Source organism: Kitasatospora nipponensis (genome assembly GCF_039528135.1).
Lineage (GTDB): Bacteria > Actinomycetota > Actinomycetes > Streptomycetales > Streptomycetaceae > Kitasatospora > Kitasatospora nipponensis.
The window spans coordinates 1-2,292 of record NZ_BAAALF010000388.1; the positions used below are offsets into that span (position 1 = coordinate 1).

At 67.6% G+C, this 2,292-nt stretch carries 2 protein-coding genes; both read right to left on the reverse strand.

All coding sequences use genetic code 11. The features are described from left to right. Window positions 1–126: 126 nt before the first annotated feature. Window positions 127–507, reverse strand: coding sequence for a hypothetical protein (locus ABD323_RS40475; RefSeq protein WP_344447112.1), 381 nt, complete (start codon window positions 505–507; stop codon window positions 127–129). 39 nt (window positions 508–546) lie between these two features. Next, window positions 547–2,049, reverse strand: coding sequence for a restriction endonuclease fold toxin-2 domain-containing protein (locus tag ABD323_RS40480; protein WP_344447113.1), 1,503 nt, complete (start codon window positions 2,047–2,049; stop codon window positions 547–549). Window positions 2,050–2,292 lie beyond the last annotated feature (243 nt).

Genomic DNA, 2,292 nt, shown 5'->3' on the forward strand with positions numbered 1-2,292 from the left:
GGCCGAAGAGCACCGGCCATCGGCAGCGACCAATTTGGTCGCTGCCCCCAGCTGGATCATCGCCTCGACCAGTCGTTGATCAGTACGCTGAACGCCAGCACGGCTGGAGCTCCTGCGAGCACCGGCTCACTCGGATGTGAGCTCGTCGACGAAGTCGTCGACGCTGCTGGATAGGTCGAGCGGATGGGGTACGCCCTCGAAGTCCGCGAACCAGACGGTGTTTACGTTGGGCGCCAGACGCTGCAGTAGGTGGAGGACGAGGGCGGCCGGGGCTTCGAGGTCGTCCCGCTCGCGGAACACCAGGACGGGCTCGCCGGAGTGGTAGAGGACGCTGTCGTCACCCTGCTCTCCGGGGAGCAGGATTTCGATGGTGCCGTGTGGGCCGGATGGGGCGGACACCGTGGCGTCGGGGCGGAGCTCGCTGGTGGCGCTCATGAGGTCGTCGGCCGTGAACTCCCAGCGTGCACCCTGCGCTTCATTCGCGCTCACGTAGTAGCTGCCTGACATCAGCCGCGTTCCCCTTCGTCTTGCGGTGCCGTGCTGCGGTCACTGTACGACTCGGGTCTGGCCCGGCACGCCGTATGCCAGGCGCATCGCCTCGAAGTACGCCGCGGCTTTCGCGTCGTTGGTGTCGATCTCCACGTGGTTGATCTTGTTGCGCGGGTCGTTGATCGCGGAGCCGTAGCGCTGCATCTCCCACTGCTGATCAGCTTGGTTCTTCCGATACAGGAAGTCGGGCACCCCGTCGACATTGTCGATCCGGTACGGCGAGCAGTTTCCGGGCTTCTGGCTGACGTACTTGGCCTCGATCGCCGCGCCGTCCTGGGGGCGGATGCCGTCGGCATCCATCGCCCACTGGCTCCCGTCCGGCTTCGTCTCGGTCGTGTACAGGCTGTACTCGGTGTCCCCTGCGATGCGCAGCTGGTAGGCGCGGGCGTCGATGATCTGCTGTTTGGTGGGCTTGCCCTTGGAGTTGAGCGCCGGGGGCATGTTGATGGATGTGGTGCGGCCGTCGGCCTTCATCTGCGCCATCCACTGCTGGAACTGGACCAGTTGCTGCGGTGAGAGGTTCTGGAAGGGGGAGTTCGGGTCGGGTGGGATGGGTCCGATGACGCTGGGGCCCGGGACGGGGCCCGGGGGCGAGGTGGCGGCCGAGGCGCTGCCAGCCGAGGCGAGTGCCACCGCGGTGCCGCCCGCGGTGACGGCAGCAGCCGTGACGACCGGGGACAGGCCGGCGGCGGCCTCGTTGACGATGGCCTCCGCCTCGGCGAGGACGGCAAGCTCGGCGCTGCCTTCGATCTCGGCGGTCATGGCGAGGGCCGCTGCTCCCGCCTCTCCAGCGATCGCTGCCTCACCGCCGGCCGCGGCGGCGTCGGAGATCCCAAGCGTGAAGATCGTCAGGCCGATCCCGACACCGGCCACGACGCCGGCACCAATGGCAAGGTCCTGCAGCTTGGATCGCAGGTCGTCGACGGCTTGGGCGTAGGAGTTGCAGGCGGCGGCGAGCTTGGAGGCAGCATCGGAGATGCTGTTGAGCAACGGGCCCCGGACGAAGCAGTCCTGGTACATCTTCGCCCAGTTCGCGGTGAAGCTGTCGACGGCCGCGGAGGTGCTGTTGGCGGTGACGGTCTGGACCTGCTGGTCGCCCTGGAGGCCGAGAGTGTTGACGAGCTGCCCGAGCTTCTGCCAGTCGGATCCCGCCTGGCGGAGCTTGTCGGGGTCTCCCTGGGGCCAGAACTGGGCGATGATCTCATCGACGGTCGAGCTGTTGTGACCGACCGCGGAGGGGATCTGGACGTTGACCGGATCCTGGTCGCATGCGGGGGTACTCGTCTGCGGCAGTTGCTGAGGCTGCATCAGACTGGCAGCAACGTCGGCGTCGGTCTTGATGTAGTTCAGGGCCATCGTGTACAGGCCATTCGCGGTGCCGCCCAGTTGTGCGACCGCCTGGCCCACCGCGGTGACGACGGCCTGTGCCGCCGGGTCGTACTTGGCCGCGAAGCTGTGCCCGGCGTCGTCATCCCCGGCCATCCCGGCGGCGGCGTCCATGGAGCCGACCAGGCCTCGGTGGATCTGGGACGCCCAGACCTGCAGGTCCGTAAAACCCGCGCTGGAGATAAGCATGTCGGCGGGTACGACGTGGAATCCCCCAGTCACGATCTCCCCCTTGCATGCCGCTAGACCGGCCTCAGACAGTAACACCGGCCACTGCCAGCGGACCCTGCCGTACCCCACGCACACGCGGGCACCAGGGGCACTCCGAGGAACGCGGCATCGAGGCCACCGCTACGG